The organism is Mesorhizobium caraganae, from assembly GCF_016836705.1.
Lineage (GTDB): Bacteria > Pseudomonadota > Alphaproteobacteria > Rhizobiales > Rhizobiaceae > Mesorhizobium > Mesorhizobium caraganae.
The window spans coordinates 45,939-70,612 of sequence record NZ_JAFCGY010000007.1; the positions used below are offsets into that span (position 1 = coordinate 45,939).

Here is a 24,674-nt window from a genome sequence, read left to right on the forward strand (position 1 = left end):
GTAGATCGCCCGCTTCGGCCCATCATAGATTATAATAGCATAATGTCTACTGGCTCCGAAGAGAGCCTGATGACGGCTAGATTTTCGTAATGCGCACCGTCGCGTCGGATCGCTGGAACAGCTCCAGCCGCAGGCTGAGACCAAGCCCCGGCCCTTCGAGCGGCGCGACATGGCCATCGATGACCGGTGGAATGTCGGCGACAATCTCGGTGTACCAGCCGGTGAAGTAGGCGCGCACCGCTTCCTGGTAGTTGACGTTCGGCAAGGTCGCCGAGAGTGCGCAACTGGCGGCATAGACGATCGGCCCGGTGCAGTCGTGCAAGGTCACCGGCAGTTCGCTGGCCTCGGCCATGTTGGCGATCTTGCGCGCTTCCGAGAGCCCGCCGCACCAGGCAAGGTCGATCATGATCACGCTAGCCGCGCGCTTGTCGATCAGCTGCTTGAACATCTGCCGAGAAGCCAGCCTTTCGCTGGCGGCGACGGGTATCGAGGTGTGGCGGGCAAGCTCGGCCATGGCGTCGAGCTCATTGTAGCGGATCGGCTCCTCCAGCCAGGTGACGTCGTAGGGCTTCAGCGCCTCAGCGATGCGCAGCACCGGCGGCAAAGTCCAGAGGCCGTGCAGTTCAACCATGATTTCCATGTCGCGGCCGACGGCGTCGCGAATCTTCTGGAACGGCTCCAGCGCCTTGTCGAGATCGGCAAGCGAAATGCGGGTGCCCTTCGACGCCTCGGCGGCGATGTCGAACGGCCATATCTTCATGGCGCCGATGCCCTCCGATTTCAGGCTCCTGGCGAGATCGCCGGCGTTGTAGCGCCAGGCGAGGAGATCCTCATACGGTCCCTCATTCGAATCGCCAGCCTTGAGCGACCAGTCTTCGCCACGTTCGAACAGGGCATTCTTTTTGGTGGCGCGGACATGCTTGTAGCCGGCGCAAGTGTTGTAGATCGGCACGGTCTTGTGGGTACGACCACCAAGCAGCCGCCAGACCGGCTCGCCGAGCGCCTGGCCATAGATATCCCACAGCGCGATGTTGACGGCGGAATTGCCACGCACCTCGGCGCCGGAATCGCGCGCGCCGACATAGACGCTGCCCAGCGTGCGGTCATGCAACTCGATGTCGCGCGGGTCCTTGCCCAGGAGATAGGCGGCGACATTGTCGTGGATGTAGGAGGCGACCGGCCCCGGCGCCCAGAAGGTCTCGCCGGTGCCGATGAGGCCGGCATCGGTGTGGACGCGCAGCCAGAACAGGAACGGAAATTCCGCCAGCTGCAGCGTTTCGAGCGCGACGACTTTCATCTTTTCCTCCCCATACATACCGACCAGACCGCACGGCCAACGGACAATAGCACATCGCCGTTGACAGCCATTTATGGTACCGGTATCAATCCCGTCAAGATGGCCACCGGGAGGGTGTTCGCTTGCCTGCCGAAATTCAGGATATCACGCCAAAACGAGCATTGGTCACCGGTGCCGCCGGCGGCCTCGGCCGCGAGGTGGCGATCCAGTTGGCCCGGCGCGGCTGTGCCGTCGCAATTGCCGACATCAATGGCGAAGGACTGGCCGAAACCGCCCGGCAAATCAGGGAAATCGGCGCGGAGACCGAGACCATAACAGGCGATTTCACGAGGGAAGATGCGCCGGAAGCGGCGGTGGGAAAAGTGGTGGCGCGCTGGGGCGGCATCGACATCCTGGTCAACAATGCCGGCTATGGCGTGATCGAACCGTTCCTCGACGCCACGTTCAAGGCGTGGACGCGCACGCTGGCGCTCAATGTCACGGCGCTAGCCATGGCCTGCAAGGCGGCGGGCCGGGTGATGCGCGAGCAGCGTTCGGGGCGCATCGTCAACATCACCTCGCCGGGCTCGCGCATGGCGCTGCCGGACTACACCGCTTACACCGCGAGCAAGGCCGGCGTCGATTCCATCACCCGAGCCGCCGCGGTGGCGCTGGCGCCTTATGGCGTGCTGGTCAACAGCCTGGCGCCGGGCATGATGGACACCGAGATGCAGCGCTCGACGGAGGCCGATCTCGCCCGCGCCAACGGCCGCAACGATCTGCAGGCCTTTCTCGACGAGCGCACTCGCCGCATCCCGCTCGGCCGCCGCGCCGAGATTTCCGAAGTGGCCGAAGCGGTCGTCTGGCTCTGCCTCGACGCGCCGAAATACATGACCGCCGAGCGGCTCAACATGTCGGGCGGGCTCGACAAGGACTGATCAGATGCTGCGAAACTCCCCTCCCGGCAGCGCCGACATCGGCGCGCTCGAACACAAGGCAAGGCGGCTGCGCCGCCACCTGCTGACCATGGCGCGCGGCCAGGGCCAAGGCTATATCGGCCAGGGTCTCGGCATCGCCGATACGCTGGCGGCGCTCTATTTCCACGAATTGCGCTATGACCCGCACAATCTGACCTGGCCCGATCGCGACCGCTTCCTGATGTCGACCGGGCACTATTCCATCGCGCTGTGGGCCGCACTGGCCGAGGCCGGCATCATACCGGTCGAGGAACTCACCACCTACGGCGCCGACAACAGCCGGCTTGAGATGTCGACGCTCGACACCACGCCCGGCGTGGAGATGATCGGCGGCTCGCTCGGCCACGGTCTGGGGCAAGGTGTCGGCCAGGCGCTGGGCTTGCGCGTCGACCGTTCCGACGCGCGCGTCTTCGTCGAGCTGTCCGATGGCGAGATGCAGGAGGGCTCGACCTGGGAAGCGGCGATGTCGGCCAGCCATTTCAGGCTCGACGGGCTGGTGGCGCTGATCGACTGCAACGGCATCCAGGCCGACGGACCGGTCGTGCTCGACATGGAACCTGTGGCCGACAAATGGCGCGCCTTCGGTTGGCAAACATTCGAGATCGACGGCAACGACATGACGGCGGTGGTCGGCGCGCTGGCTGGTGCACGGCAACGCAACGGCAAGCCGAAGGCGATCGTGCTGCGCACGCTGCCGGGCAAGGGCGTGCCGCGCATCGAGAGCAGCGAGAAATCGCACTTCTTCCGCATCGACGTGGCGCAGTGGGACGGCATCATCGCCGAATTCGAAAAAGGCGTGGGAGCAGCCCAATGAGAGGCGCTGCGATGGAGGCCGGACGCGCGCTGGCCCTGGGCCAGGACGAAGCGCTTGGCGGCGGTCGTCGGAGCGTCGAAGCGCCGTTCGGCCGGGCGCTGGCCAGGCTGGGCGAGAGCCGCCCCGATATCGTCGGGCTGACCGCCGACCTCGGCAAATACACCGACATCCTGCCGTTTCGCGACGCCTTCCCGGACCGCTTCTTCAATGTCGGCATGGCCGAACAGAATCTGGTCGCCGTCGCCGCCGGGCTGGCGCGCACCGGCAAGGTGCCGTTCGCCACCACCTACGGCGTGTTCGCGACGCGGCGCGCCTATGATTTCATCGCCATCGCGCTTGCCCACTCCAACCTCAACGTCAAGATCGTCGCCGGCCTGCCCGGCCTGACGACCGGCTATGGCGGAACGCATCAGGCGATCGAGGACCTGGCGCTGATGCGCATGATCCCGGGACTGACCATCATCGATCCCTGCGACGCAACCGAGATCGAGGCTGCGACCGAGGCGATCGCCGAACATCGGGGTCCGGTCTATATGCGGCTGCTGCGCGGCAGCGTGCCTGTCGTGTTCGAACCCGGCCATATCTTCGAGATCGGCAAGGCGCGTCGGCTTCGCGAAGGCTCGGATGTCGGCATCATCTCGACCGGCTTCATGACCGAGCGGGCGCTGGACGCGGCGGACGCCTTTCGCAAACAGGGGATCTCCGTCGGCGTGTTGCATGTTCCGACCATAAAGCCGTTCGATGCCGAAGCGGTGGCCGAGTTTGCCGGCTCAGTTGGCCGTATTGTCACGGCAGAAAACCATGTCGTGGTCGGGGGACTGGCGAGCCTTGTCGTCGAGACCTTGTTCGATGCCGGCATTGCGAAGACAGTGACGCGCATCGGCCTGCCCGACCGCTATATCGAATGCGGCGCGGTGCCGACCTTGCAGGCGAAATACGGCCTGACCACCGAGGCCGTCATCGCGACGATCACTGCGTTGAGTTAGGGTTCCGCATGAAGATCACCGAGATCGAGACCTTTGCCGTCGGCGCCGGCTGGAAGAACTGGCTGTTCGTCAGAGTCCATACCGACAAGGACATTCACGGCATCGGCGAAGGCACGCTGAACGGCTTCATCAAGACCACCGAAGCCGGTGTGCATGAGCTCAAGCACCTCGCCATCGGCCAGGATCCGCGCCGCATCAATGCGCTGGCCAAGCGCATGCTGGACAGCGTTTCGCTCGACGGCGGCCATATCCACCGCACGGTAATCGCGGCGGTCGAGGTCGCCTGCTGGGACATTCTGGGCAAGAGCCTCGGCGTGCCGATCCACCAGTTGCTCGGCGGCCGGGTGCGCGACAGCGTGCTCGGCTATGCCAATGGCTGGTACCGCACGGAGCGCACGCCGGAGGCCTTTCTCGAAGCAGCCAGGGCGGTGCTGGCCAAAGGCTTCAAGGCGTTCAAACTCGACCCGTTCGGCACCGCGCAAGGTTTTATCTCGCGCGAGGAGCTGGACCTGTCCTACGCCATCTGCCGGACGCTGCGCGACAAGCTGCCGAAGGACACGCTGATCCTGATCGACGTGCATGCGCGCTTCACCGAGATCGCCGCCCTGCAAGCAGCGCAAAAATTCGCCGATCTGGATATCTACTGGTGGGAGGAGCCGACCTCACGCGACAGGCAGGAGACGGTGCACGAAGTGGCGCATCGCTCGCCGATCCCGGTGGCGACCGGCGAGATGTATGACACGGTCGGCCAGTTCTACGTGCTGGCCGCGGGCGGCGGCGTCAACATCTTCCAACCGGAGCCGATGTCGCTCGGCGGAATTGCGCCGTCGATGCAGGTGGCCAATCTGGCGTTGGCGCATGGCAGCCATATCGCGCCGCACCAGAGCGGCGGGCCGGTGGCGACAGCGGTGTGTTTGCAACTGGCGGCAGCGGTGCCGAACTTCCTCATCCAGGAGCATTTCGACGCCTTCAACGAGCCGTGGACGCGCGACCTCGTGACCTGGTATCCGACCGTCAACCCGGGCAACGGCCAGCTGTCACTGCCGGACGCGCCGGGCCTAGGCATCGATCTCAACATCAATGCCATCAAGGATCACCCCTACGATCCCCACGCCTATCTCAACGTCCATGCCGAAGGCTGGGAAAAGCGGCTCGGGCGGCATGAAGAGCCGGCAAACAAGCCGCAGACCTGATCACGCGCTCTCGCGGTCGACGATCTCGAAGCCGAGACTGGTGATGGTCGGCACCTTGGTGTTGCCGCCGAGCCTTGCCAGCAATTGCCGCACCGCGCGACGGCCCATTTCGTAGCGGTTGACCTTCACCGTGGTCAAAGGCGGATAAAGCTGTGCTGCCAGATCCATGTCGCCATAGCCGGCAATGGCAATCCTGCCCGGCACCGCCCAGCGCCGGCGGTGGCATTCCTGCACGGCGCCGACGGCCAGCGTATCGCTGGAAAAGAAGATGGCGTCGATGTCCTTGTGGCGAGAGGTCAACGTCACCAGAGCCTCGGCGCCGCCCTGGGCGGTGATCGGCACCTCGACCTCCATGTCGTCATGGTTCTTGATGCCGAGTTCGGTGAGTGCGGCGTGATAGCCGGTGCGGCGCTGCTGCAGACGGTCATTGCCATGAATCGGCGTCGAGACGAAGCCGATGCGCTTGTAGCCCTTGGCCGCCAGATGCATGGTCATGGCATAGGCGGTCTCGAAATTGGAGACGCCGACCACCATGTCGATCGGCTTGCGGCCCTTGATCTCGGATATCTCGACCACCGGCGCGCCGCTGCTCTTGAGAAGCGCGCGGGCGACCTCGCTTTGCACGAAGCTCTGCAGGATCATGCCGACCGGACGCCAGCCGAGCAGATTGCGGATCGATTTCTCCTCGGCTTCCTGCGTGAATTCGCCCTGCACCAGGAGCATCGAATAGCCGCTCTTATGGCACTCGTCCGACATGCCTTGCACCTGTTCGGCGATGCCCGAATTGATCAGCGGCGGCACCACGGTGCCGATCATGCGGCCATTGCCGCGCATGCTCGACGCCAACCGATTGGGCACGAAGCCGGCCTGCTCGATAGCCTCGAGCACCTTGGCGCGCGTCTCCGGCGAGACCATGTCGGGATTGGAGAGCGCGCGCGATACTGTCATCGGCGCGACGCCGACGCGCTTGGCGATCTCGCGGACGCCAAGGCGCTGCGGCTTCTTCTCGCCCGCCGGCGGTCTATCGGTCATCACCATGCTCCAAGAAGGCGCGATCCAGCGCTGACCTGCGGATCACGCGACATCAGCCATTCATAGCGGTTGCAAGGGGCGCTTTCCAGCGATGCGCCAAGCTGTCCCCGAGATGCGAATTTTCATCGTGACAAGTTATAAAATTATAATCTTAATGAGGTTGAGGAGTGCGTGCATCATTGCCATCGGCCAGACCATCCTGCTGGTCGCCGGCGAGTTCGACCTGTCCGTCGGCTCGGTGGCCGGACTGTCGGGCTGCGGCACGTGTAGCCGACACCGTTCGACCGCTCATCGGCGGGCGAGGCAAAACTGACGGGCCGGCCGTCGAGCTTGATGGTGCCGGTGTAGCAGCCGGCCGGGTGCACGCCGTTGAGGATCTTGACCAGCGTCGACTTGTCAGCGCCACCGTGCCCTTGCCGCCGAGCTTGTCGCCAATGGCGATTGCCGCATTGGCGCCGCCTCGTCGTCGCGGTCCAGCTTTCAGCTCCACGAGCAGTTCTGCAGATACCACTGGGCCCGTCATTAGCTGACCTGCCCACACGTTCGCCCCGGTGCGCACGACATGCCGCCGGCTGGCTGGCAAGCGTGCGACAACGCGCCAGTCCCACGGCGCGTGGAATTACCGTCACAGCAAAGACGAACCAAAACTCCCTCACCGCGTTGAGTCCTGGCATTGCGTCATTAGTCGGGGCACTTCCATGAAAACGGGCGAGCTTTCCACCTATCGGGCCAAGCGGGATTTTTCGAAGACAAAAGAGCCTAGCGGCGAGACGTCGATCGCGGAATCAAACCGGCTTCGGTTTGTGATCCAAAAACACGATGCCACGCGTCTGCATTACGACCTGCGGCTGGAACTCGGCGGTGTCTTCAAGTCGTGGGCCGTCACCAAAGGGCCGTCACTGAATCCTCAGGACAAGCGCCTAGCGGTCGAGGTCGAAGACCATCCGTTAGACTATGGGGACTTCGAAGGCACGATCCCCAAGGGCCAGTATGGTGGCGGCACCGTGCAGCTTTGGGATCGCGGCTATTGGGAGCCGGAAGGCTCGACGTCGCCCGAACAGGCTCTGAAAAAGGGCGATCTGAAGTTCACGCTCGACGGCAAGCGCCTGCACGGCAGCTTCGTCCTGGTGCGGATGAACCATGACCGCAATGGCGGCAAGCGGACCAATTGGTTGCTGATCAAACACCGCGACAAATACGCGACAGATGGCAATGGCGATGCGGTGCTGGCGCAGGACCGATCTGTCGCCTCCGGACGCAGCATGAATAAGATTGCCGCGGGCAAAGGCGCCGGACCCAAGCCCTTCATGATGCAAGGCTCCTCGGTGGCCGATGCTGATGCCGTGTGGGACAGCAATCGCGGCCACGCTGCAGACGAGCGCGCCGCCAAAGCGTCAAAGCCGTCTCAACGGCCAAAGCGAGCCGTTAGGGCATCCGCGGTGACGATGCCCGAATTCATCCCTCCACAACTCTGCGCGACGCTTTCCCGGCCGCCGGCCAGTTCGAACTGGGTCCACGAAATCAAGTTCGATGGCTATCGCGTCCAGATGCGTGTCGAAGATGGCGCCGCCACGCTGAGGACTCGGAAGGGCCTGGACTGGACAGAGAAATTCGGCGCTATCGCGAAAGAGGCCGCCAGCCTTCCCGATGCCATCATCGACGGTGAGATCGTGGCGGTCGGCGAAAACGGGGCGCCCGATTTTGCCGCTATGCAAGCCGCGCTGTCGGAGCGCCGGACAAAGGATCTGATTTTCTTCGCCTTTGATTTGCTGTTCGCAAATGGTGTCGATCTGCGAAAGCTGCCTCTCACTGAGCGCAAGGAACGGCTGAGCGAGATGCTCGGCGACGTCGATCGCGGGACTGAAAATCTCATCCGCTATGTCGAGCACTTCACCAATGGCGGCGACGCGGTGCTGCAGTCCGCCTGTCGACTCGCGCTTGAAGGCATCATCTCCAAAAAGGCTGATGCAACCTATGTCTCGGGAAGGACCGACACCTGGGCAAAATCGAAATGCCGCGCCGGGCATGAGGTGGTCATCGGTGGCTGGTCGACCACCAATGGCAAGTTCCGGTCCTTGCTGGTCGGCGTCAACCGCGGCGAGCATTTCGCCTATATCGGCCGTGTCGGGACCGGCTACAGCGAGGCGAAGGTGAAGCAGCTGCTGCCAAGGCTAAAGGAGATGAAGGCTGCAAAGTCACCGTTTACTGGCGATGGCGCACCGAAAAAAGATGCGACCGTGTTCTGGGTCAAGCCGGAACTGGTTGCGGAAATCGAGTTCGCCGGCTGGACCGGCGGCGGCAATATCAGGCAGGCAGCCTTCAAGGGCCTTCGCGAAGACAAGCCAGCGAAAGAAGTCGAGGCCGAGCGCCCAGCCGACCCCCAGGAGACTCAGATTGCCGACCCCGGCAAGGTGACTGGCAGGACGGGAAAAAGCCCGGTCGTTATGGGCGTCATCATTTCCAAGCCGGACAAGCCGCTCTGGCCGAACGCCGGCGATAGCACCGCTGTCACCAAACTCGATCTTGCAGAATACTTTGCGGCCGTGGGGCCTTGGATGATCAAACATCTCAAAGGCCGCCCCTGTTCGCTTGTGCGGGCCCCGGACGGCTACGCAGGCGAGCAGTTTTTCCAGCGCCACGCGATGCCAGGCACGTCCAATCTGCTGGAACTGGTGAAAGTCTTCGGCGACCACAAGCCATATCTGCAGATCGACCGCGTTGAGGGTCTGGCAGCGATCGCCCAGATAGGCGGCCTTGAGTTGCATCCCTGGAATTGCCAGCCCGGTCATCCGGAAGTGCCCGGCCGGCTCGTCTTCGATCTGGATCCTGGTCCGGAAGTCTCCTTTGCGCAGGTGGTCGCAGCCGCCAAGGAAATGCGCGATCGCCTCGAAGATCTGGGCCTGGTGAGTTTTTGCAAGACGACGGGTGGCAAAGGGTTGCATGTCGTCACGCCACTGGCCAGCCAGCGCAGCAAGACGACATGGCCCGACGCCAAGGCCTTCGCGAAAGCTGTCTGTATGCAGATGGCGGCTGAGCGCCCGGATCTCTACCTCGTCAACATGGCCAAGAAGCTGCGGACGTCACGCATATTTCTCGACTACCTCAGAAACGACCGCATGGCGACTGCCGTTGCTCCGCTGTCACCGCGGGCAAGGGAAGGCGCGACCGTCTCCATGCCGCTGACATGGGGGCAGGTCAAGGCGGATCTCGATCCGAAGAAATACACGGTCCGAACCGTACCGGGCCTCCTGAAAAGGACCGTCGCCTGGGCCGACTATGACGATGGCGAACGGTCGATCGCCACCGCCATCAAGCGGCTGGGTTCAGCAAAGCTGGCCGCATGACATCGAACCTTGTGAAACCGTCCTTTGGCCTTCCGTTGGACACTGAACCCATGGAGGCAAAGTCGGCGGACGCGCTGCCTGATGACAGCAGCCAATGGCAGTACGAACCCAAATGGGACGGGTTTCGCTGCCTGGCGTTCAAAGCCGGCGACGAGGTGGAATTAAGGGCGAAATCCGGCAAGCCACTTGGCCGATACTTTCCCGAGGTAGTTGCGATGTTGCGCGACCTGAATGCGCAGGAGTTTGTGGTCGATGGTGAGATCGTCATTGAAGTTGAAGGCTCCCTTTCGTTTGACGCGCTGCAGATGCGGCTGCACCCAGCGGAAAGCAGGATTCGGAAACTGTCGGCCGAGACCCCAGCCAAATTGATCCTCTTCGACATGCTGGCCAGTGCCGATGCCAGCTTGATGGATCAACCGCTGTCGGCACGACGCGCGGCGCTGGAAGCCTTGGTGAGGGCAGAGCCGGCCAGCGGACTTGAGCTGTCGCGCTGTACGAAGAATTTGGGGACTGCAACGAAGTGGCTAAGCGAATCCGGTCAGGGTTCAACGGATGGCGTTGTCGCCAAGCTTCTCAATGGCGAATATCGGCCCGGCGAGCGCGCCATGGTCAAGGTCAAGCGCCTGCGTACGGCCGATTGCGTGGTCGGGGGATTTCGGTACCTGGCGAACTCCCGCGAGGTCGGCTCCTTGCTAGTTGGCCTCTACAACGACCAAGGCAAACTCGACCACGTGGGATTTACATCGACGATCGCCCGGCAAGATCGTTCAACGCTGACGCGGGAACTTGAAGCGCTGCGATCGCCCCCAGGATTTACTGGCAAAGCCCCCGGCGGCCCGAGCCGGTGGAGCACGGAAAGGAGCGGACAGTGGGAGCCCGTTCGTCCAGAACTCGTAGTGGAAGTCCGCTTCGATCACATCACTGGCGATCGATTTCGGCATGGCACAAAACTTATGCGATGGCGCCCTGACAAGAGCCCAAAGCAGTGCACGTTCGACCAGATATTGAAAACATGACGGCTCTCCGGGTCGCCCCTCGAAAACGGGTCCCAGCTCAGGAAACCGCCACAACTGCCTAGGGACGACACTAAGTCTCAGGCTGTTGCGCCGGCGCTGGAATGTCAGATTCGATCGGCGGAGCATCGATGGTGCGCGGCTCGCGATCGTGTTGATACTGTTCGGCCATGGCAGATTCATCAGCCACGGTTCCCGGCGCGAGCCAGAGTTCGTAGCCCGGGATGATATCGCTGGGAGCAAGGTCGAGAGCACTGAGCATGGCCTCCGCCTCGTCATCGCGTAGCGATGCGACACGGGAACCGCAAACGGAGCAGAAACTTCGGCCTTCAAATGTCGTGAGGGTTCCCGTTCCTTCATAAACGATCGCGACCAAACGCCAAAGAAGTTGAACGCGCTGCCGCTCACGCGCCGACAATCCTGGCAGTGACAGAGGCCGACGCGAAGCGAGCTTTGACTACGTCGCCGCTGCTCTGTCAGAGCTCGCTTTGGCGGGTCACGGTTTTCGTCGGGATTGGGGACGGGTAGCTCATCTGGAAGAAGATCGGGATCAGGTTCACGTACGTCCGGCGCCCAGGTTGGTGCGTCTACCGGCGGGTCGTCAGTCCGCTCTGGTCCGGGCGGCATGACTATTCTCCGGCTTCTCGGTTGGGCGCGTTGTCTTGCCGCTTACCGGCCGTGCATCGCTCCGCCGGTTTGAGAACGGATCGGTAGAAGGCTGCCTTCCCGTTCGCGGCTCCCGCAGTTTTGTGGCTCCGCCGGGATCCTTGTCGCTCGGATTCTTGCGTTCGATTTTGGCGCCGGCGCTTTCAGGTTCCTTGATAATAGCCTTGTTGAGGTCTTTGATGCTGCCCATTCTAACGATCTCCTTTGCTGGCCAACGACCTGCTGGGAGGAATGTTCCATGAGGCGCGGAACTCCTTGACGTCTGGCGTGGTTATCGATCCATCAGCCAGGAGGATCAAAATGCCCGACAACGAAAACCATCGCGAAACCGGAGCGACGAAATATCCGACCCGGACCGGCCCGGACCCTTCGGACGCGTTCTCGCAAGACGCGGCTGGCAACAAGAAGCCGAAAGACGGGATTGGGCTGACGCGTCCTGTAAACGACGTCGATGACAAGACACACCAGTCAGATGGCCAAAATCCAAGTCAGGCGTCGCCGAGCGACGAAGAGAAGACCCGGCCATAAATGTCGCCAATCTTCAGCTTGAAGGCCTGTTGATGGCTGTCGCGTTTCGAGCTTATGCTTAAAGCCCTGGTCTCTATCGACGACATTAACGATGCCTTGCGACAGGCTGAGGCCTCCGTAACGGGAGACCAGCGATCGTATGAGAGAGCGATCTAGTACTGATTGCCCGGACCGGCTCACATAGCCCAAACTCGCCCCTTTGACCATCAATCATCAGGTCCGGTAGTGGGTCAGTTTGAAATTCCGTTGACAAAACTCGCGTTCGCTCGCTCTCCTAAAGCGTTCTCTAATATACGGAGGCAGCGATGCCGTACACGTATCGATGCAGGGATTATCCGGGGAATGAGAGCTGTCCGGCGAGCTTCACAGCGGAGACTGCTTCGGAGGTCATGAAGCATGTGGAGCTTCACGGCGAGGTTGCCCACGGCGAAGACCCCAAGCAATGGTCGCAGGAGGATCGGGCCGAAGTCCAGAAGCTGATTGTCGCCAGCTAAGTGCGCTCTTATAGGGACCGAACCAACGGCTTGTGGGCTTCCCCCGCCTCGATCAGCGCAACGATGTCGGCGATCTCCCAAAGCTTGTAAGTGACGCCGGCAGCCATTGCCGGCGTCACGCGCAGCGAAGCATGAATGCGGACAAATTGTAATACATGAAGTGCAGGGCAACCCGCATTGGCATGAGCCTCCACCTTTTTGGAAAAGCCATTGGTTAGGCGCGTGAAGCGGCGCATATGCATCCGCATGGTAAGGTTCTGGGGCCCCGCAAACTGACCCACTACCTCAGGTCCAGAAATTGCGTTCGCCACCGAGGGGCGCCAGCTTCTGTTGTTTTATCAGTGCCGGCGCGCCGCGACGAACCATCGTTGGCGCTACGGCGTAGCCAAGTGCGACCTCGATCGGGAGACCTGTCCCATGTCCTAACGCACCCCACGCTCAGTTGTCCGATTTCTTCTTCGCCGCCGACGAGTTCTGTCCTGTGGCCGCCGAGCTTTTGGCGTCCTTTGAATGGGCTGCAATAGCTGGGCCGGCGCCCGTAGCCTTACGCATGTCGCCGGTCGGCTGCTTGTCGTCAGACTTTTTGCGGCCGAGGCCGAAAAAGTATTTGCCAAAGAATCCCATTTTTTACTCCCGTATCCGCGATTCCGGTTAACCGCCGCCTTAGGATCTCGTTCCCCGGCAAAGCTGATACCTCTCGCGAACGCCGACGGCCCTTTTTTGTATTTGACCGGAACGTCCTCATTTCTGTGGAGGCACAAGCGGGAGGCCTTCATCGGCCCCTGCCACCGATCAGGATTTCCCTCAAATCTTGGCCGGCCCGCGCCCCTCCCAGGGTGCGTTTATGACGAACGACACTCCAGAAAACAAAGCTCGCTGGGCGCATTGGGCGGCCTGTTCTGGGCGTCTTGTTGGGTGCGCTCGGAGCGCCATCGCTTGGAATATTGCCGAGATCTATGGCGAACCTTCCGATGGCAGCCACACCTTCAGAAGATAGGCCACCGTTGTCAGAACGGAACCAAGGGTTAGCGCTAGCGTTTCTAGCTGTTACGGGAGCAGGAACTTGCAAAAACTGTCAATCGAGCAGCCTACCTCATCGCTTCCTGTTGAGGACCGCTATCGCCTACTCATCGATTCTATCACCGATTATGCGGTGTACCTTCTGGATGCAAACGAATCGTAAGCAGCTGTAGTCCGGGCGCGCAAAAATCCATGGGGTACAGCGCAGTCGAGATCATCGGTACAGGCAGGGGGATAGGACCTCAGGGTTGCCCGAGCGTGCGCTGAAAACGGCCGCGGTTGAGGGACGGTTCGAGGGCGAAGGGTGGCGCGGCAAGGACGGCACGGAGTACTGGACGCACGTGGTTATCGATCCCGTGCGTGGCGCCGACGGCTCAGTGGTCGGATTTGCCAAAATCACCCGGGACCTGACTGAAAGACAAAGCGCTCAACAGGCACTGAAAAGCAGCGAAGAACAGTTTCGAATTTTGGTTCAGAGCGTAGCCGATTACGCCATTTACATGTTGGATCCGAAGCGATTTGTAACCAGCTGGAACCTGGGGGCGGAGCGGATTAAAGGCTACCAGGCCGACGAGATTCTAGGCGAACATTTTTCGCGCTTCTATCTCGAGGCTGACCGAAAAGCTGGGCTTCCGGAAGAGAGCCTTACGATCGCCGCAAAGGAAGGACGTTTCGAGCGGGAAGCTTGGCGTTTACGCAAGGACGGAACGACGTTTCTCGCCCATGTGATCATCGATGCAATCCGAAATGACAGCGGGGAGCTGATTGGCTTTGCCAAAATCACCCGCGATGTGACCGAACGCAGCAAGGCTCAGAAAGAGCTCGAGCAAACCCGCGAACAACTCTTCCAAATCCAAAAACTGGAAGCGATAGGTCAGCTCACCGGTGGGGTCGCGCACGACTTCAACATCTTTTGATGGTGATCCTGAGCAGCCTCTCGATGATACGGAAGCGCCTGTCCAATGATCCGAAAACTGGTGTCTCTCCTGGACAACGCTTTGCAGGCTGCGGAGAGGGGCTCTTCGCTAACCCAGCGAATGTTTGGCGTTTGCACGCCGCCAAGACCTTGACCAACAAACGGTCTCTGTTCCTGAACTCGTGCGTGGCATGACGGATATGCTTGGACGGGCTCTCGGTCCGTCTATCCCTGTTTTGACCCAATTTCCCCTGTCGCTGCCCAGTGTTGTGACTGACCCCAACCAGCTGGAGTCAGTACTTTTGAATCTTGCAGTCAATGCGCGAGATGCAATGCCTTCTGGTGGGCCACTCGTCATTAGCGCTCAGGCGGAGGAGTTGGACGCTTTCAATCTTCACAGGCTCAAAGCAGGCCGCTATGTCCGTTTCTCGGTGAAAGACGTTGGCCAGGGAATGGACGCCGAAACGCTGGCACGGGCGACTGAGCCCTTCTTTACGACCAAAGGCATCGGCAAAGGGACGGGTTTGGGTCTCGCAATGGCGCAGGGGTTTGCCGAGCAGTCAGGAGGCCGCCTCATCGTTCACAGTCAACTCGGCGCCGGGACGACAGTAGAGATTTGGCTTCCCGCAGCTCTGGCTCAGCCTCAGGTCGAAACGGCCCTGACGCCACCACCAAACACGTCAAACCGGCGTGCGATATCAATCTTGGCTGTCGACGATGACCCGCTTGTCCTGATGAACACGGTCGCAATGCTGGAGGATCTGGGCCATGCGGTTTTGGAGGCAAGCTTAGGCACGCGGGCGCTGGAGATCTTGAAGGGTGAAGCGAAGCTGGATTTGCTGATCACGGATCACGCAATGCCAGGCATGACAGGGGCCGAGCTCATAGAACTGGCTAGGGCCGAGCGCCCCCATCTTCCTGCCATTCTAGCCACGGGCTATACCGAACTTCCATCCGACACACAGACGAGTGCCACCCGCTTGGCCAAGCCCTTTGATGACTTGGAAAAGGGCTTGGATATCGCCCTTCGGCGGTGAAGCCTCCCGCTTCAAATATCCCGCATGGCCAGCTCAGCCGCTTCTGCCATCTTGTCAGCAGACAATGCGCTCGCTCCGCGGAGCACCTCCGCGAGCTGTTGCGCTGATGCTATAATGTACCGGGAAACTGTCAGACAGAAAAGGGGATGTCGCATGCCCGGAGTCACCCCCCGCACACTTCTTGCGTTCGCCGCCGTCGCGTCTGTCGTTGAACCATCTTTGGCGCGTTGAGGCCACCGCACCGGAGTTGCAGGCGCTCATCGACGCCCATGAGGACGCCTACGAGGTGCTCCATCAGGTTGTTCATAGCGCGGGCAGCACCTGGAACGACCGCGAGATTACAGACCGAATAGAAGAGCAAGCGCTATGGCCATATGTGCCCATCCCGCGACCGGCTCGGGCGAGCGTCGAGTCAAGGGAGTACCTATTGAAAATTGAGGCGCGTGGCGAACTCGACCTTGAAGAGCACACGCAGGCTCTTTGCACTCCATGCAGAGTTGATAGGGCGAAACAGTCCGATGCGGGCCTTCATGCGAGGCGAAGGCTAATTTCGGCATCCCCTTTGCTGCAGGATGTACAGGCAAGGTTTGACGGGCTCCGTGCCTGCGACAGCACTAGGCTGCCTTGATCCCAGCCGCGGGCTGGCCGGCAAGCGCTGCCATATCGCCGTCTTCGACAAACTCTAACAGCAGACCATCGTTAACCGCCGACACCGGCCTTCGCTTGCGCCAGGCACACCCCGTGCTGTCAAACTCAATGGGTGCGCAATACAGGGCTGCGAAACCTAACACTAAGCGCTCTGCATCAAGGGCGGTGAAACCTTCATCCGGTTGCTGGGCTCGAATGCGCTCCGCCATTACCGGTACGTTCACGATCCCGTACTTTCGAATCTCGTCCACAACCATCTGGTTGAGATCATCTCGCAGGCTTGTGGAATATTGCATGGTCAACTCCTGTCCCAAGGACTGGGTTTTCCCTCGGATGTGAACATGCAGCCGAAATAATCTGAAAGCAAGTAAATTCCAAAATAATATATAGCTAAATCAATAAGTTAGTAGGTTACGCCTTTGGATGAATTTGATGATGGTGAGTAGGGCATGCATCAAATGTATTTGACGCCTTTGGAACCTACGCGCCCTTTTAGGTCTTATGAGGCACACGGGTAAGTTACTCATTTCACTCAACGACCAATTGGAGGCAGCTGTGGCGGATAATCTTGAGCGACCAGAACGTCTTCAGGTCATGCTCAACGCTAAGGAATTCACGGCGCTCGATACCTGGCGCTTTCAGAAACGCATGCCTAGCAGGGCTGCTGCGGTCCGGGAATTGCTCAGGCGTGGCTTGGCTGCGGAAGGATTTCTGGAAGCTGAAAGCGGGTCCCGTTCCGCAGATTTCGGAATATTGGACAGACGTTCCACCAACCCAGACGATTGACCGAGAGACCTGAATGGCCGTGGCGAAAAAGGACCAGGAGCGCGCCGGCTATGCGTGGATGTATGGCGCGCAAGCACGCAAGGACGGCAAGGACAGAGCCGTGCCTGACTATTGGCATGATTACGCCGATGCATGGTTGCAGGGCTTTGATGGAGAGTTTGGCGCGGGTGCGGTGAAGCCCAAGCCTGTAAGTGATGAGCTTGAGTCGGAATTCGATGAGGCTGCGCTCAGCGAGCAGCCGAGCGACCCGTGACCGTATCGCAACGCTTGCAATTCCAATCAGACTTCCCGAGCGTAGCGTGACAACTCGGCCGGCCGTCAGAGCCATCGACGCATCGACCACAGCGCCGATATAGCTCCGGTGGTCTCGCATCCTCCATAGCTTGTTCCGTTTGGTGAGGCCGCTTCGCTGGTTGGGGATGTGCCCTCCGGCGACGGTGGCAAGATCGGGCTATTCGTGTGCTTTTGGAACCAAACCCCAGTTTGAACCGTAGTGGTGCGCAATGGGGGACATTCACAAATGAGTATCGGTGCGGTTTTGGTCGTTGAGGATGAGCCGCTCATCCTGCTTGACGTCGAGACGGCGCTGCAGGAAGCGGGTTTCGAAGTTATAGCCGTTAATGACGCCGAAAAGGCTTTGGCGGCGTTCGACGCGGATCCAACCAAGTTCAAGGGCCTCGTTACGGACATCCGCCTGGGAATTGGTAAATCCGGCTGGGAAATAGCGAGGCATTTGCGCCAGGCCAACTCGAGCATCCCCGTCGTCTACGTGAGCGGCGACAGTGCTATCCATTGGGGCGCCGAGGGCGTCCCTGAAAGCGTTATGATCACCAAGCCATTCTTCCTGCCCCAGATCATCACCGCCCTATCTACGCTGATGAATGCGCAGCCTGCCCCTAGCACCAACGATCCTGATGACTAGGTTTGCCAGTTCAAATGGCCGCATTGCACGACCAGCGGATCGCTCCTTCGCTTGAGTCTGAGGGTTTCAACTTGTTCGGGCTGGCGCTCGCCTCGCTAGGCCGAGTGCTGCCCACTGCCGGCCTTTCGAAAAGCGGGGACATCCGGTTTCGACCCAACTTCACGAAAGGCATCCAATAACGCGTTGAAACGTTGAGACTGACGTCAGCGGGCAATCAACCGGATTCGCCACCGGCTGGCGCAATCTCGGAGATCAATAAAAATGGATATCCCCAAGGGAGCGACCGTAGCCGTAGCTGATGGCGAGAAGCTCAATTTGTTTCGCAATTCGGGAGACCAGGCCAATCCCAGCCTGACTGCCTCGGCAGTTGAGGACGTGACAAACGAGAACAAGGGATCCGGCGCCCGGCATCAGAGCAGCTCCGCCAACCCGGACAACAGCCGGATCGAGGAAGATAGCTTCGCAGCCGGAACTGCCGACCTGCTCAACCGCCAGGTTCTTGGCGGGCAGATCGACAATCTGATCATCATCGCCGCGCCCCGAACGCTTGGCGAACTGCGCAAACACTACCATCAGAAACTGTCAGCCGTGCTCATCGGCGAAATCGCCAAGGATCTCACGGGCCATTCGGCTCAGGAGATAGAGAAGGCAGTTGCCGCCGCCTAGGCGGATGGCATTTGCCATTCCCCTATCATCCACTTTGTTGAATTGAAGGATACTTATCATGAAGAAATCCCTAGGCGGGTTCGCGGCAATAATGCTCTGCATCGCAGGGCCCACACATGCCGACGATGGCGCGTTTCTGAAATCATTCGCCGGGAGTTGGGTTGGCAAGGGCACGGTGAAAACCGACGCCGATTCCAAGCCCATCAAGATCAATTGCAAATTTCCGTCCAGCGCTACAGTGAGCTCGCTGACACTTGATGGCAAATGTACAGGCTACGTCGTGTTTTCGCGAGCCATCGGCGCCGACGTCAAGACAAATGGCGAGACATATACGGGCACCTATACCGGATCGAGCACCGGCCCGGCTGGACTCAATGGCAATCGTTCAGGCGACGCCTTGGTGCTGGGCATTCGTTGGGCGAAAGAAGTCAATGGTGACCGGGCTGCGCAGTTGAAACTGGAGAAGGTTGGCGACAACGGGATGCGTCTGACGACAACCGACAAAGACCCATCCACCGGGAAGAACATTGTCATCAGCGAGATCAACCTGAACCGGCCGTAGGATTTAGGTGGTCCACCGCTGGTTCGCCGTCATTTTGACGGATCATTTGACGGGCAGCTCCAGGCTATTAAACGGCTGGACATGCAACCAGAATGGCAGTGACGGGTTCTTGCTATGATTTTGAGCAGGGCCGGCTGCGACCGCCGTCCGAAGGTGGCCAATTTTCATGGACGTATCGGTTTCTCAAACCGCAGACGACAACATCAAGGCCGGCAAGAGCGGCTTGCTGCTTGTTTCGGACAACTATGACGCCTTCGCCGTGCGCGTGCTGGCGGCACGGAGCGCAGTGCGCACGCTCGACCTCATGTACTACCTTTGGCACGATGACCACACTGGCCGTTTGTTACTGCAGGAGGTTTTTCGAGCCGCTGAGCGCGGCGTGCGGGTGCGCATGCTCCTTGACGACGTCAATCCGCGCAAAAACGACGCTGCCTATTGGGCGCTGAACAATCATCCAAACATCGAATTGAAGTTGTTCAATCCGAGCGGCATCAGGAGCGGCCGGATCATGCGTGGCGTGGAAGTGCTGTTGCGGCTCTTTGCACTGACAAGACGGATGCACAACAAGGCTTGGATCGCCGATGACAGGTTTGCCATTGTCGGCGGGCGCAATGTTGGCGATGCCTATTTCGATGCGGCAGAGACCAATTTCCAGGACCTCGACATGCTGCTCATGGGGCCTGCAGTACAGCAAACGGCGGCAATATTTGATGCCTTCTGGGCATGCGAAGAATCCAAGCCAATCAAGACACTTGGTTCAGCGACGGAGCATGAGCAGGTCAAACGGTTCGAAGTGAACGAGTCCGAAACCGAGTCAAAATTCTTGAACGGCATTGGGGACCGAGGCTCTGTCGTAGAGTTTATCGCGGCCAGCAACGATGTTCACTGGGTGGAGGGTGTGCGGGTTATTTCCGATCCACCTGAGAAGGTTCGTGGTTGGAGACGTCGCAGCTGGCTTATGAAAGAGCTGCGCCCCATCATTCAATCGACACGCAAGTGTCTGGAAATTGTGTCTCCCTATTTCATCCCTGGCAAAAGAGGCTCCGCGATGTTGCTGGACCTTGTCGGTGCCGGTGTTGACGTCTCGGTTCTGACCAATTCCCTGGCCGCCACAGACGTCGCCGCGGTCCATGGCGCTTACGCAAACTACCGCAAGCGGCTGCTGAGGAAGGGCGTCAAACTTTTCGAGCTTCAACCCTTCAGCCGTCAGCCGTCAATCTCGGTGTTTGGTTCAAAGGGCGCCAGTCTGCACACGAAAGCATTCACCGTTGACGACAGGACCGGCTTCGTCGGCTCCTTTAATTTCGATCCGCGGTCGGTGTCTTTGAATTCGGAAATGGGCGTCCTCTTTGAGGATGCGAAATTGGTTGCTGAGCTGCGGGATCGATTCCAATCAGAGGTATCTCCGGAAGCGAGTTACCGTCTCGAACTGAAGCACAATGTTCTGCACTGGCACGGCTGTGACGGAGGCAAAATGCAGGACTTCACGGATGAACCAGAAGCCGGGTTCTATCGCCGTATCCTGGCGGGCTTGGTCCGTTACCTTCCGATTGAATCTCAGCTTTAGCCAGCCCCACGACCCGGATCTACTTGGATGCAATGACGGCCAGACGATGTACAGCGCGCCTGACGAGGAGGTTCAAACGGAGGAACCTCGTAAAGTTGGCAGCGTGGTCGACGTCATCCTTGAGGTGATGCAGCGCCGGTGAGCATTTGGTCCGAATAGTCCCTTCATACAGTAAGAGACGACTGGTACTTATAGATCTCACACATCTGAGTTAGATGGCGCCAACGACTTTACATCGGCGCTGAGTCCGGCTTGCGCGCCGCTCTGTTCGCCGAGACCGTCAAGCCGCGCCTTCGCCATGAGACGAGCTTGAGCTGCACGCACAAAATGTGGGATAATTTGTTTGGTAGAGGTTCTCGGCCACACCGCCAAGGCTTCCTTCGGGGAGCCTTTTTCGTGCCACGGTGCCGGGCGGCTGAACCGCACTTTTCCGCGGCACTCAGATCGCCTGGCACCTTCCTTAGGCAGACGGTCATCGGCATCCACTTTGATCAATGCCGCGAGGACCTTGACATCGTCGCGTTGAAAGACATCGCGTCATTGAACGATCCTCTCCGCAAAATACCGGATGACGTTCTTTGCCGGCGGTGCATCGGACTGACGGCTTCGCGCTTCGTTCCCGATGGGAGGGTCTCGCGTTACAGTATGGTTATGCGCAGACCTTAATAGCGCGCTCAGCTCGTCCCGTGATGGGAAGTCTGTCGAGTCCTGTGCGCGGGCTGTGCAAGGTGGAACGAGAGATCGGGCGAAAGGCACACCTCGCGCTGAGCTCAGGACGCGTTATCGGGTCCCGCGGATTCTCCCAGCTCAATCTCAAAAACGCAAACGAGCCCGGTCGGCTCGAACGTAATGGTAACGTTCCCTACCGATTGTGGCCCGAGAAGCCCTTCAAGCATCCGCGTACCGAATCCTTTGCGCTCGACGGCTACCACAGGGGGGCCGTCCAGCTCGCGCCATTCAATTCGAACGTGCTTGCTCTCCCCTCGCCGGCTCACCGCCCAGGAGATGGAGACGGTTCCTTCCTTGCACGAGAGTGCTCCGTATTTGATTGCATTGGTGGCCAGCTCATGGAAACCCAATGACAGGGACAGTGCCAGGGCAGGGGAAAGCCAGACCGCATCCCCTGAGATTTGCAAGCGCTCCCTATTGGCATGCGGTGAAAGTGCCGCCGTGACGACTTCCTTCAGATCGGCACCGCTCCAATTCTCTTGCGTCAGGATATCGTGTGCCTTGGCGAGGGAGACGAGCCTGCTTGTGAGCGAGCGTCCCGCCTCGGGCAAACTGGTGGCATTGCGCAGGGTTTGGCTCGCGATGGACTGAACAACCGCCAAGGTGTTTTTCACACGGTGATTGAGCTCGTTAACAAGGAGCCTGCGCTGTTCTTCGCCCTGCTTGCGTGCGGTTATGTCGAGGCTGACCTGCACGGCGCCGATGACCTTGCCAGAAGTGCCGCGGATCGGGCGGGCACTCGACAGAAGTGTGCGCTGAACGCCATTCGGAAGGATGTAAGCAAATTCCTGATTGTCTGTCTGCTCGCCGCGCATCGCCTTGCTGAGCGGCCGATCTTCGCGGCTCACAGTATGGCCATCCTGCAGGGCGATCGTGTCGATGACCAAATCGGTCGTGCCGAAGGACTTCCGAGTGTCGGTCGGCAAACCCATGAGTTCCGCGGCGAAGCGATTGCGTATCACCCGGCGTGCTTGGGGATCGTAGGTGAACCAGACCGCCGCAGGCGCCGTTTCCAGCACAGCTTCCAGTTCGAATTCGCGTTCAGCAAGCGCGCGTTCGGCGGCGACAAGCGCGTCAGCGATCACTGCAAACTCTGAGATCGCGGTGGACATGGCCTTGACCGGTCGGCCTTGTCCCAAGGCATTAGCGCGGCTAGCCAGATCGCGGGCCGCCTTGGCGAACCCCTTGCCGACCACGTAGGTGAGTGCGGAAGAGATCAACATTGCCACAAGGGCAAGGGCGGCGATCGCTGACAGGGATCGCCAAAGAGGTGCCTGAACGATCGAGAGCGGCACGTTTGCGGTGTAGAACCAGTTGGAGGCGCCGGAGCGGTAGTAGCCGGCCAGCAGCGTCATGCCCTGAAAGTTGCGGGAGGTGAACGTCCCCGAGCGGCCGGCTACTTTCTCCAGATACTCGGGCAAGCCCGGCTTACCGGTCATTTCCTCGTGAAGCGAGGACCTTGCCACATAGGCGCCCTCCCGGTCACCAACTCCAATAGTCCAACCCTCCGGCACAGCCGGCATCATGATGTCGCGAATGTGGTCGGTGCGGACCGAAATGGCGAGGAGCCAGTCTTCGCCGTTCGGGCCACGCACAGGAATAGAGACTGCAATTCGATATATGCCCGAAACCGCATAGACGCCACTGACGATCGGCAGATTGGACCTTAGCTTGGCTATCTCCGATGTTGACAACGCAGAGACTGGCGGCAAGGCGGTGCCGAAGGGCGCCTGAGTGCTGAGCAACTGGTTGCGGCCTACGTCACGCAAAAAGATGATGCGATCTGTACCCAGCACCAAGCGGGCCGCTTCCTTGTGCAGCGTCATCAGGTCGCCTCGAGACATAGCGGAGGATTTAGACAGACCGTCTACCACCGTGGCGAGGTTGGTAATCTCGCCTTCGACCACGAGTGACATCTGGTGCGCGACCTGCAGCGCCTCACTCTCGAAACGCGACCGCTCGTTCAACGCGTATTGCGCGAGGAGGTAAGCAGCAAAGAGCCAAACCGGTACAACCGCGGCTGTTATCAGACCCAGGAGATACAATCGAGCTGAGAGACGAGGCAATTTCATCCCCACATTGTTCGGCGCGCCAATCACCATGCTGAGACTAATCAAGTGTGATCTAGAAAATGAATCTATTTATCCCGCCTTGGTAAGGCCGAGGAAATTGCATCTGCGAGTTGGTGCGGTTCGAAGGGCTTTTGAAGTGTCATGACTTCTTTGAAGCGCTCGTCCAGTCCACGCAGACCGTAGCCTGTGGCGAAAAAGAAAGGGATACCTCGCTCCTGGAGCAGATGGGCTACGGGAAAGGATTGTTCATTCGCCAAATTGACGTCCAGAACCGCGAGATCAAACGTTTCTTCCCTCGCCATCTTTAGTGCAGTGTCAAGGCGCATTGCGGGGCCGAGAACCTCAAATCCCAAGTCCGCCAACATGTCTTCGATGAGCATGGCGACAAGCACTTCGTCCTCAACAACGAGCACTCTAGGGCGCCTTTGGTCAGCCAAGTGGCACCTAGCGCGCGAACAGCATGACGAGAATGATCATCAGAATCGGAATCCCAGCACGCCAAAGCAATCTCGACGACCCATTATATCCCTCCCACGAAACTGTTAGCGCCCGCTAACAATTCGCAGCAGAATCATTGGTTCCCTGACGTTCGCAGATGGCCCCTCGGCGCGATCGAACCTCAGCCGCGACGCGCCTCAATCACTGCGACATCGACTTTCTTCATGTCCATCATCGCATCAAACGCGCGCTTGGCTTCGTCGCCGCCGGCCGCAATCGCCTCGGTCAGTGTGCGCGGTGTAATTTGCCAGGACACGCCCCACTTGTCTTTACACCAACCGCAGGCGCTTTCTTGGCCGCCATTGCCGATGATTGCATTCCGGTGGCGGTCCGTCTCTTTCTGATCGTCGGTGGCGATCTGGAATGAGAAGGCTTCGCTCTGTTTGAACGCTGGGCCGCCATTGAGGCCGATACAGGGAACGCCAGCGACGGTAAATTCGACCGTCAAGACGTCGCCCTTCTTTCCGGACAGAACGTCACTTGGTGCGCGATGGACGGGCACCCACTTCGCTATCGGGAAGGTCTCGACGTAAAACCGAGCCGCAGCCTCCGCGTCCTTGTCGTACCAGAGGCAAATCGTATTTTTTGGTATTGCGTGTTGCTTTCGATCTGAAGTCAGTCGCAGACCAGCGCTTCCCGTCATGGCACTCTAGGATTTGTTGCTCGTCGCCGGCGGCTTGGCTCTCATGTCCCTCAAACGCTTGAAGCGAAGATTGGCTGCAGCCGCGCAATCGCACCGCGGCCGGGATGGCCCGTCGTTGCGCAAAATGACCTCCGGCGTCTCCCGGGACAGGACGTGCTTGTAGGCAAAAAAAATTCAGCTCGTAGGGGCAGGTGTCCGTATCCGGTTCGGTGCTGGTCGTTGGCTTTGCCCATCGCTCCTCCTTTGCTGCCAGCTCGTCATTTGAACGTCGGCAGGTTGCTGCCC

23 protein-coding genes and 2 pseudogenes are annotated in these 24,674 nt (G+C 59.9%); 15 read left to right on the plus strand and 10 right to left on the minus strand.

Annotated elements, in window-relative coordinates:
• Nucleotides 1-76 precede the first annotated feature (76 nt).
• The gene (locus JQK88_RS15745) at nt 77-1,297 is read right to left on the minus strand and encodes a mandelate racemase/muconate lactonizing enzyme family protein (protein ID WP_192252032.1); all 1,221 of its coding nucleotides are present in this window, start codon (nt 1,295-1,297) and stop codon (nt 77-79) included.
• 122 nt (nt 1,298-1,419) lie between these two features.
• Between JQK88_RS15745 and JQK88_RS15750 the strand changes: the two genes are divergently transcribed.
• The 4 genes from JQK88_RS15750 to JQK88_RS15765 are packed head-to-tail and all read left to right on the plus strand — an operon-like array spanning nt 1,420 to nt 5,246.
• Nucleotides 1,420-2,214 (plus strand): SDR family NAD(P)-dependent oxidoreductase, encoded by a 795-nt coding sequence (locus JQK88_RS15750; protein ID WP_203278798.1) that lies wholly within the window; start codon nt 1,420-1,422, stop codon nt 2,212-2,214.
• Between the two features lie 4 nt (nt 2,215-2,218).
• Nucleotides 2,219-3,067, plus strand: a complete 849-nt coding sequence (locus JQK88_RS15755; RefSeq protein ID WP_192252038.1) for a transketolase — start codon at nt 2,219-2,221, stop codon at nt 3,065-3,067.
• Complete coding sequence (locus JQK88_RS15760) at nt 3,064-4,053, plus strand: transketolase family protein (protein ID WP_192252040.1); 990 nt, start codon at nt 3,064-3,066, stop codon at nt 4,051-4,053. Before JQK88_RS15755 ends, JQK88_RS15760 begins: the two co-directional genes overlap by 4 nt.
• Before the next feature lie 8 nt (nt 4,054-4,061).
• Entirely contained in the window at nt 4,062-5,246 is a 1,185-nt protein-coding gene (locus JQK88_RS15765; protein ID WP_192252042.1) for a mandelate racemase/muconate lactonizing enzyme family protein, read from the plus strand.
• Here JQK88_RS15765 and JQK88_RS15770 read toward each other — a convergent pair whose 3' ends face one another.
• Nucleotides 5,247-6,278, minus strand: a complete 1,032-nt coding sequence (locus JQK88_RS15770) for a substrate-binding domain-containing protein (protein ID WP_246501566.1) — start codon at nt 6,276-6,278, stop codon at nt 5,247-5,249. It abuts the gene before it with no gap.
• A 698-nt stretch (nt 6,279-6,976) separates the two neighbouring features.
• On the opposite strand from JQK88_RS15770, the gene ligD reads away from it, so the two are divergent.
• Both ligD and JQK88_RS15780 read left to right on the plus strand, forming a co-directional pair.
• Nucleotides 6,977-9,622 carry a DNA ligase D gene (ligD, locus tag JQK88_RS15775; protein WP_203278799.1) on the plus strand — a complete coding sequence of 882 codons (2,646 nt, stop codon included), beginning with the start codon at nt 6,977-6,979 and terminating at the stop codon, nt 9,620-9,622.
• A complete protein-coding gene (locus JQK88_RS15780) occupies nt 9,619-10,638 on the plus strand; it encodes an ATP-dependent DNA ligase (RefSeq protein ID WP_203278800.1) in 1,020 nt (339 codons plus the stop codon). The genes ligD and JQK88_RS15780 overlap by 4 nt, the downstream gene beginning before the upstream one ends.
• 70 nt (nt 10,639-10,708) lie before the next feature.
• Here JQK88_RS15780 and JQK88_RS15785 read toward each other — a convergent pair whose 3' ends face one another.
• A complete protein-coding gene (locus JQK88_RS15785) occupies nt 10,709-10,897 on the minus strand; it encodes a hypothetical protein (protein ID WP_192252052.1) in 189 nt (62 codons plus the stop codon).
• Between the two features lie 339 nt (nt 10,898-11,236).
• On the minus strand, nt 11,237-11,491 hold the full coding sequence (locus JQK88_RS15790; protein ID WP_203278801.1) for a hypothetical protein: 255 nt from the start codon (nt 11,489-11,491) through the stop codon (nt 11,237-11,239).
• 110 nt (nt 11,492-11,601) lie between these two features.
• Between JQK88_RS15790 and JQK88_RS15795 the strand changes: the two genes are divergently transcribed.
• A complete protein-coding gene (locus JQK88_RS15795; RefSeq protein ID WP_112564407.1) occupies nt 11,602-11,829 on the plus strand; it encodes a hypothetical protein in 228 nt (75 codons plus the stop codon).
• Between the two features lie 305 nt (nt 11,830-12,134).
• The gene (locus tag JQK88_RS15800) at nt 12,135-12,323 is read left to right on the plus strand and encodes a DUF1059 domain-containing protein (protein ID WP_192252055.1); all 189 of its coding nucleotides are present in this window, start codon (nt 12,135-12,137) and stop codon (nt 12,321-12,323) included.
• A 47-nt stretch (nt 12,324-12,370) separates the two neighbouring features.
• Here JQK88_RS15800 and JQK88_RS15805 read toward each other — a convergent pair.
• Both JQK88_RS15805 and JQK88_RS15810 read right to left on the minus strand, forming a co-directional pair.
• A pseudogene (locus JQK88_RS15805) lies at nt 12,371-12,583 on the minus strand (IS1 family transposase); the annotation flags it as partial.
• A 178-nt stretch (nt 12,584-12,761) separates the two neighbouring features.
• The gene (locus JQK88_RS15810) at nt 12,762-12,947 is read right to left on the minus strand and encodes a hypothetical protein (protein WP_203278802.1); all 186 of its coding nucleotides are present in this window, start codon (nt 12,945-12,947) and stop codon (nt 12,762-12,764) included.
• Nucleotides 12,948-13,386: 439 nt separating this feature from the next.
• Between JQK88_RS15810 and JQK88_RS37395 the strand changes: the two are divergent.
• A pseudogene (locus JQK88_RS37395) lies at nt 13,387-15,296 on the plus strand (hybrid sensor histidine kinase/response regulator).
• Nucleotides 15,297-15,910: 614 nt separating this feature from the next.
• On the opposite strand, the gene JQK88_RS15820 reads toward JQK88_RS37395, so the two are convergent.
• A complete protein-coding gene (locus tag JQK88_RS15820; protein WP_192252058.1) occupies nt 15,911-16,240 on the minus strand; it encodes a hypothetical protein in 330 nt (109 codons plus the stop codon).
• A 298-nt stretch (nt 16,241-16,538) separates the two neighbouring features.
• On the opposite strand from JQK88_RS15820, the gene JQK88_RS15825 reads away from it, so the two are divergent.
• The 6 genes from JQK88_RS15825 (at nt 16,539) to JQK88_RS15850 (ending at nt 20,447) form a co-directional block, all read left to right on the plus strand.
• On the plus strand, nt 16,539-16,730 hold the full coding sequence (locus JQK88_RS15825) for a hypothetical protein (RefSeq protein ID WP_210328143.1): 192 nt from the start codon (nt 16,539-16,541) through the stop codon (nt 16,728-16,730).
• Between the two features lie 13 nt (nt 16,731-16,743).
• Nucleotides 16,744-16,983 (plus strand): hypothetical protein, encoded by a 240-nt coding sequence (locus JQK88_RS15830; protein WP_192252064.1) that lies wholly within the window; start codon nt 16,744-16,746, stop codon nt 16,981-16,983.
• A gap of 267 nt (nt 16,984-17,250) precedes the next feature.
• Nucleotides 17,251-17,652: a response regulator gene (locus JQK88_RS15835; protein WP_203278803.1), complete on the plus strand. Its 402-nt coding sequence runs from the start codon at nt 17,251-17,253 to the stop codon at nt 17,650-17,652.
• Nucleotides 17,653-17,913: 261 nt separating this feature from the next.
• Entirely contained in the window at nt 17,914-18,318 is a 405-nt protein-coding gene (locus tag JQK88_RS15840; RefSeq protein ID WP_203278804.1) for a host attachment family protein, read from the plus strand.
• A gap of 58 nt (nt 18,319-18,376) precedes the next feature.
• Entirely contained in the window at nt 18,377-18,880 is a 504-nt protein-coding gene (locus tag JQK88_RS15845; protein WP_203278805.1) for a hypothetical protein, read from the plus strand.
• 166 nt (nt 18,881-19,046) lie between these two features.
• Nucleotides 19,047-20,447, plus strand: a complete 1,401-nt coding sequence (locus JQK88_RS15850) for a phospholipase D family protein (protein WP_192252089.1) — start codon at nt 19,047-19,049, stop codon at nt 20,445-20,447.
• A 770-nt stretch (nt 20,448-21,217) separates the two neighbouring features.
• Here JQK88_RS15850 and JQK88_RS15855 read toward each other — a convergent pair.
• From JQK88_RS15855 to JQK88_RS15865, 3 genes are all read right to left on the minus strand, one after another.
• Entirely contained in the window at nt 21,218-23,278 is a 2,061-nt protein-coding gene (locus JQK88_RS15855; protein WP_246749841.1) for a sensor histidine kinase, read from the minus strand.
• A gap of 35 nt (nt 23,279-23,313) precedes the next feature.
• Complete coding sequence (locus JQK88_RS15860; protein WP_312037277.1) at nt 23,314-23,661, minus strand: response regulator; 348 nt, start codon at nt 23,659-23,661, stop codon at nt 23,314-23,316.
• A gap of 206 nt (nt 23,662-23,867) precedes the next feature.
• Nucleotides 23,868-24,338, minus strand: a complete 471-nt coding sequence (locus tag JQK88_RS15865; protein WP_203278857.1) for a VOC family protein — start codon at nt 24,336-24,338, stop codon at nt 23,868-23,870.
• Nucleotides 24,339-24,674 lie beyond the last annotated feature (336 nt).